Genomic DNA, 7,086 nt, shown 5'->3' with positions numbered 1-7,086 from the left:
GACGCACCGCCGCGTGACCGTCGATACCACCCGCCACGATCAGCGGAATCTGCGTACGGCCAATGCCGAGGGTATCGAAGGTGAGCATCGTTTCCTCAATCACGCGAGCGAAGTCGAAACGCTCGCTCGGGATGTCCGCCACGCTCGCCACGCCGAGATGGCCGCCCGCATGCCCCGGATGTTCGATCACGATGGCATCGGGCAAGCGGTTCTTTTTCATCCACTTCTTCAGCACCAGCGCAATACCGCGGCTATCCGACAGGATCGGAATCAGCGCGATATCCACGCCTTGCGTCAGGTCCGGCAAATCGAGCGGCAGCCCGGCCCCCATGACGATGGCGTCGGCACCGCTCTCGCACGCGGTCTGCACCGATGCCGCGTACGAAGCAACCGCGCGCATGACATTCACCGCTACCATGCCGCGGCCTTCGCTGATCGCCTTGGCCGCAACGATCTCGCGCTGCAAAGCCGTCTGGTTGGCGGCTTCCAGCGTTGCCTGAACCGGATTGTGTTTGCACATCTCAAGCAGATCCGGATGGTGATGCCGTAAGTCGATACTCGAAATCGTACCCATCGCGCCCTCCCTCGCCACCGCGCCGGCCAGGCGATGCGCTGAAACACCCACGCCCATGCCTCCCTGCACGATAGGGAGCAAGGTGCGGCCGCGAATGATCAGGGGGGAAAGAGGCGTCATCGAAGGGTCATCTCCAGAGTCAAAGTTTTGAGCTTGCAGGAGGTTGGACAAGTACGCGTTGCGTTTTATCAAGCAAGTTCGACTGTGCTGTGTTTCAGTTTTCCGAACCTGCCTCGAAACGCAGACGGCCCGCTTCTTGCGAAGCGGGCCGTCTGTCTTGCTACTTGTTGCTGCTTGTTTCTATTGGCTGACTGCTGTGTTGCGCGCAGCGTTACCTGTGATGTTACTGAACGCCCTGGCTCGCCAGCAATTCCTCGTACGTACCACCGAAGTCGCGCAGCGTGCCATCGTTCTTCACTTCGATAATCCGGTTCGCCAGCCCGTTCACGAATTCACGGTCGTGCGACACGAAGATGAGCGTCCCTTCGTACTTCTCCAACGCAATCTGCAAGGACTCAATCGATTCCATGTCCATGTGGTTCGTCGGCTCGTCCATCAGCAGCACGTTCGGGCGCCCGAGCATCAGCTTACCCCAGATCATCCGGCCTTTCTCACCGCCCGACAGCACCTTGACCGATTTCTTGATGTCGTCGGCATTGAACAGCAAACGGCCGAGCGTGCCACGGACCATCTGGTCGTCGTCGCCGTCCTGACGATACTGGTCGACCCAATCGGTCAGCGTCTCGTCCTTCGGAAACTCTTCGTACGTGTCCTGCGGCATGTAGCCGACCAGCGCGTTTTCCGCCCACTTGACCGTGCCGCCGTCCAGTTCAATCGCACCCTTCAACGCACGCAGCAACGTGGTCTTGCCCGCACCGTTTTCGCCGATGATCGCAATCCGTTCACCCGGCTGAACGCTAAGGCTGAAATGATTGAAGATCGTGCGGTCGTATTTCTTGGTGATGTTGGTCGCCACCACCGCGATGTTGTGCAGTTTTTTCTCGAACTCGAAGCGAATAAACGGATTCTGCCGCGACGAGGGCTTGAACTCCTCGATCTTGATCTTTTCGATCTGTTTCGCACGGCTCGTCGCCTGACGCGCCTTCGACTTGTTCGCCGAAAACCGGCGCACGAAGTCCTGCAGATCGGCCACACGGTCTTTCGCCTTCTGGTTCGCGTTCGCCTGACGCTCGCGCGCCTGGGCGGAAGCCAGCATGTAGTCGTCGTAGTTGCCCGGATACACCTTCAACGTGCCGTAATCCATGTCCGCCATGTGCGTGCAGACCTGGTTCAGGAAGTGTCGATCGTGGGAAATGATCACCATGGTCGAGTTGTACTGGTTCAGTACGTCCTCGAGCCAGCGGATGGAAGTGATGTCCAGGTTGTTGGTCGGTTCGTCGAGCAACAGCACGTCCGGCTTCGAAAACAGTGCCTGCGCGAGCAACACGCGCAACTTCCAGCCCGGCGCGACGTTGCTCATCGGGCCGGTATGGTCCTCGATTGCAATGCCGATGCCCAGCAGCAATTCCCCGGCGCGCGCTTCCGCCGTGTAGCCGCCGTATTCGGCGAACTTCGCTTCGAGCTCGGCGGCGTGCATGTAGTCGTCGTCGGTGGCGTCGGGATTCGCGTAAATGGCGTCGCGCTCGGACATCGCGTTCCACATTTCCGTGTGTCCCATCATCACGACGTCGATCACGCGCATATCTTCATACGCGAACTGATCCTGACGCAACTTGCCCAGGCGCACGTTCGGCTCGAGCATCACGTTGCCGGAGCTCGGTTCCAGGTCGCTACCGAGGATCTTCATGAACGTGGATTTGCCGCAACCGTTCGCCCCGATCAGGCCGTAGCGATTTCCTTCCCCGAACTTGACCGAAATGTTCTCGAAGAGGGGCTTCGGCCCGAATTGCATGGTGATGTTGGCAGTAGACAGCACAGCGCGTCCTTTTGAATGGTGTACGGCGAAAAACCCATAATTTTAGCAGTTTTTGGGACGAATTGCGGCATTGCAGCGGAAAGCTGCAATGCGCGGGCGGCGGAACCTCGCTCCGGACCGCCCGATGCCCCCCGTCCCGAGCCTAGATGCGCTCCGCGATATACGCCTTCACCACGCTCGCATCCGCCGCGACGATATCGAATTTCTGTGGCAATTCTTCGATACCGATAAACGCCGCCGGCCGCTCCGGCTCGCGCTCAAGCGCTTCGCGGATGGTTTCGCCGAATTTGATCGGCTGGGCGGTTTCCAGAACGATCATCGGAACACCCGGCTTCAGGTGCTCGCGCGCCACCTTCAGGCCGTCGGCCGTGTGAGTGTCGATCATCGTGCCGTAGCGCTTGAATGCGTCGCGAATGGTATCCACCCGGTCCGCGTGGCTGCTGCGTCCCGACACAAATCCAAACTCCCTGACGCGTGCAAAGTCGCCGCTCGCCGCCAGGTCGAATCCACCTTTTTCCTCGACGTCGCGGAACAGTTGCAGCACGCGCGCCGGATCGCGACCGAGCAGGTCGAACACGAAACGCTCGAAATTCGATGCTTTCGAGATATCCATGCTCGGACTAGTCGTGTGATAAGTTTCGGCGGCCGTGCGCACGCGATAAATCCCGGTGCGGAAAAACTCGTCGAGCACGTCGTTTTCATTTGTGGCGACGACCAGTTGCTCGATCGGCAAGCCCATCATCCGCGCGATATGGCCAGCGCAGACATTACCGAAATTGCCCGACGGCACTGTGAACGACACACGTTCGGCATTCGATTTCGTCGCGGCGAAGTAGCCCTTGAAGTAATAAATGACCTGCGCCACCACACGCGCCCAATTGATCGAATTGACCGTGCCGATCTTGTTGGCCGCTTTGAACGCGTGATCGTTCGACACCGCTTTGACGATGTCCTGGCAGTTGTCGAAGTTGCCGACCACCGCCAGGTTGAAGATGTTCGGGTCCTGCAGCGAGAACATTTGCGCCGTCTGGAACGCGCTCATTTTCTGATGCGGCGACAGCATGAAAACGCGCACGCCCTGCTTGCCGCGCATCGCGTATTCAGCCGCGCTGCCGGTGTCGCCCGAGGTCGCACCGAGAATGTTCAGCGTCTGCCCTTGCTTGGCCAGCGTGTACTCGAACAGATTGCCGAGCAACTGCATCGCCATGTCCTTGAACGCGAGCGTCGGTCCGTTCGACAATTCCAGCAGCGACACAGTCGTGCCGCCCTCTTCGCCAAGTGTTTTCAGCGGCGTGATCTGCACCGCGCTCTCGTGATCGCGAACATTGCTGTAGACACTGGCCGTATAAGTGCTGTGCGTGAGCGAGCGCAGGTCTTCGGCAGGAATGTCGTCGCTGAATTTGCGCAGAATCTCGTAGGCGAGATCCGCGTAGGAAAGCGTGCGCCAGGCGGTCAGCTCGTCCGCCGTGACACGCGGATATTCCGTGGGCAAATACAGGCCGCCGTCCTTGGCAAGACCGCCGAGCAGGATGTCGGAAAAAGTATGGCGCTCGCCGATACCGGCGCCGCGCGTAGAGATGTAGTTCATTTCAAAGCCCTAGTTCAACGCTTCCATGCGCAGCTTCGTTACCTTCGAGACAACGGTGGAGAGCGCCTCGATCTGTGCGATCGCCGCGTTGACCTGCTTTTCCACCGTCTCGTGCGTGATCAGGATGATGTCGGTTTCGCCCTTGTCCTCGCCGTCGACGTGCTCGGATTCCTTCTGCAACAACGCGTCGATGGAAATCGCCTCGTCGGCGAGGATCCGCGTGATGTTGGCAAGCACGCCGGTCACGTCCGCCACGCGCAGGCGCAGGTAATAACCGCTCGTCACTTCCTCGATCGGCAGGATCGGGGTGTTAGCGAGACTGTCCGGCTGGAACGCCAGATGCGGCACGCGATGTTCCGGATCTGCCGTGTGCAGGCGCGTCACGTCCACGAGATCGGCGACCACGGCCGATGCAGTCGGCTCTGCGCCCGCGCCTTTGCCGTAATAAAGCGTGGTGCCCACGGCGTCGCCATGCACGACAACCGCATTCATCGCGCCTTCCACGTTTGCCAGCAAGCGCTTTTCCGGGATCAGCGTGGGATGCGTGCGCAATTCGATGCCCTTCTCCGTGCGCCGCGCGATGCCCAGCAGCTTGATCCGGTAGCCGAGATCTTCCGCGTAGCGGATATCGATTGCGTCGAGCTTGCTAATCCCTTCCACGTACGCCCGTTCGAACTGCACGGGCACGCCGAACGCGATCGCGCTCATGATCGTGACCTTGTGGGCAGCATCCACGCCTTCGATGTCGAAGGTCGGATCGGCTTCGGCATAACCCAGTTCCTGCGCCGCCTTCAGCGCGGTCGCAAAGTCGAGCCCGCGGTCGCGCATCTCGGAAAGGATGTAGTTCGTCGTGCCGTTGATGATGCCCGCGATGTACTGGATCCGGTTGGCCGTCAGCCCTTCGCGTAGTGCCTTGATGATCGGAATGCCGCCCGCGACCGCTGCTTCGAACGCCACCATCACGCCCTTCTTGCTCGCCGCCTCGAAAATCTCGCTGCCGTGCACGGCGAGCAGCGCCTTGTTTGCTGTCACCACATGCTTGCCGTTGGCAATAGCGCGCAGCACCAGTTCGCGCGCCACACCCGTGCCGCCGATCATCTCCGCCACGATGTCGATGGAAGGATCGTCGACAACCGCGTTGAAGTCGGTCGTGACGTCAATGCCCGCGGCGCCCTGCACCTTCGACGGCGAGCGCACCGCGATGCGCGTAATTTCGATGCCCCGTCCGGCGCGCCGTTTGATTTCTTCCTGATTGCGGCGCAGCACCGTGAAGGTGCCGCTGCCGACCGTGCCGAAGCCCAGCAGGCCAACTTTGATCGGTTCCATTGCAGCGTGATTCTTATAAGAGGGGTTTAGACAGCGTGACGTTTTCGATAACCATCGAGAAAACGCGCGATACGGTTGATCGAGTCGGCGAGATCGTCCACGTTCGGCAGGAACACCACGCGGAAATGATCGGGCGTCGGCCAGTTGAAGCCCGTGCCCTGAACGAGCAGCGTGCGTTCTTCGAGCAAGAGATCCGTGATGAACTGCTGGTCATCGACGATCGGATACATCTTCGGGTCGAGCTTGGGAAACATGTACAACGCCGCCTGCGGCTTGACGCAACTCACGCCCGGAATGGCGGTGAGCATGTCGTATGCGAGTTCGCGCTGCTTGAAGAGCCTCCCGCCAGGCACGATCAGGTCGTTGATGCTCTGATAACCGCCGAGCGCCGTCTGAATGGCGTACTGCCCCGGCACGTTCGCGCACAGGCGCATGGAGGCCAGGATGCCGAGCCCTTCCATATAGTCGTTGGCAATGCGGCGGTTCTCACCCGTCAGGCCGGAGATGAACATCCAGCCGGCGCGATACCCGCAGGCCCGGTAACTCTTCGACAAACTGTTGAACGTGACCGTCAGCACATCCTCCGACAACGCCCCGACCGCCGTGTGCTTGCGGCCGTCGTAGACGATCTTGTCGTAGACCTCGTCGGCGAAAATGATCAGGCCGTGCTTGCGCGCCAGTTCGATCATCTCCAGCAGCAGCTCGTCCGAATACAGCGCGCCGGTCGGATTGTTCGGGTTGATGATGACCAGCGCCTTCGTATTGGGCGTGATCTTCGAGCGCAGGTCGTCGAGGTCGGGCATCCAGCCGGCTGATTCGTCGCAGAGATAATGCACCGGCGTCCCGGACGACAAGCTCACCGCAGCCGTCCACAGCGGATAATCCGGCGCGGGCAGCAGCACTTCGTCGCCGTCATTGAGCAGCCCCTGCATGGCCATCACGATCAGCTCGGACGCACCGTTGCCAATGTAGATGTCGTCCAGTTCCACGCCCGCCACGCCCTTTTGCTGGCTGTAATGCATGATCGCCTTGCGTGCGGCGAACACGCCTTTCGAGTCCGAATAACCCGACGACGTGGGCAGGTTGCGGATCATGTCCTGAATGATCTCGTCCGGCGCGTCGAAGCCGAACGACGCCAGATTGCCGATATTGAGCTTGATGATCCGGTGGCCCTCGTCCTCCAGCCGCTTCGCGTGCTCGAGCACAGGCCCGCGAATGTCATAACAGACGTTCTGTAATTTATTGGATTTTAGAATCGGTTTCACGGCGGGAAAACTCACTGGGTTACTTGGAAATCAGGCTCTGGAATCAGGAAAAACCGGCAAATAAAGGCGTCGCGTCAGGTTCCAATCAGGACGAACCAGGCCGCGCCGCCGTTTTCGCCGGGCGCTTCAGACGCGGAGCGCGAAAAAACGTCGAAACGGGCCGGACACCACACAGAAACCCTAAGTAGCGACGCGGAACAGGCAGTCTAGCGAAAATGCGCCGGATAGAGGCGGGTTTGGGCGGAATCGTGTGAGCTTATGGCCATCAGGCCAAGGCAAAACGCCCCGGATTGCGTGTCGACAAGCAGCTTGTGGCGGCACGCGATGCACTATGCCGCCCGGGGCTCGCAACCCGCTGGCGGCTGTAGGGTAGCCCCCCATCCTCTCGGATGAAGAG

Annotated in this window: 5 protein-coding genes; all 5 read right to left on the bottom strand. The window is 60.2% G+C overall.

From position 1 onward, the window contains the following. A partial coding sequence (locus EOS_RS35250) for an NAD(P)H-dependent flavin oxidoreductase (protein WP_047896850.1) occupies positions 1-694 on the bottom strand: 694 nt, incomplete at its 3' end. Between the two features lie 223 nt (positions 695-917). Continuing rightward, entirely contained in the window at positions 918-2,510 is a 1,593-nt protein-coding gene (locus EOS_RS35245) for an ABC-F family ATPase (RefSeq protein WP_047896849.1), read from the bottom strand. A gap of 142 nt (positions 2,511-2,652) precedes the next feature. Next, entirely contained in the window at positions 2,653-4,098 is a 1,446-nt protein-coding gene (thrC, locus tag EOS_RS35240; protein WP_047896848.1) for a threonine synthase, read from the bottom strand. 9 nt (positions 4,099-4,107) lie between these two features. Further along, the gene (locus EOS_RS35235) at positions 4,108-5,424 is read right to left on the bottom strand and encodes a homoserine dehydrogenase (protein WP_047896847.1); all 1,317 of its coding nucleotides are present in this window, start codon (positions 5,422-5,424) and stop codon (positions 4,108-4,110) included. A gap of 26 nt (positions 5,425-5,450) precedes the next feature. Next, a complete protein-coding gene (locus EOS_RS35230) occupies positions 5,451-6,689 on the bottom strand; it encodes a pyridoxal phosphate-dependent aminotransferase (protein WP_167348980.1) in 1,239 nt (412 codons plus the stop codon). Positions 6,690-7,086: the final 397 nt, after the last annotated feature.

Source organism: Caballeronia mineralivorans PML1(12) (assembly GCF_001028175.1).
Taxonomy (GTDB): Bacteria; Pseudomonadota; Gammaproteobacteria; order Burkholderiales; family Burkholderiaceae; genus Caballeronia; species Caballeronia mineralivorans.
The sequence above is the reverse complement of the archived record's forward strand: the minus strand, read 5'-3'. Positions and strand labels throughout refer to the sequence as shown.

Coding starts and splice junctions, on each gene's coding strand:
- EOS_RS35235 (WP_047896847.1), bottom strand. CDS start 5,424: ATGGAACCGATCAAAGTTGGCCTGCTGGGCTTCGGCACGGTCGGCAGC.
- thrC (WP_047896848.1), bottom strand. CDS start 4,098: ATGAACTACATCTCTACGCGCGGCGCCGGTATCGGCGAGCGCCATACT.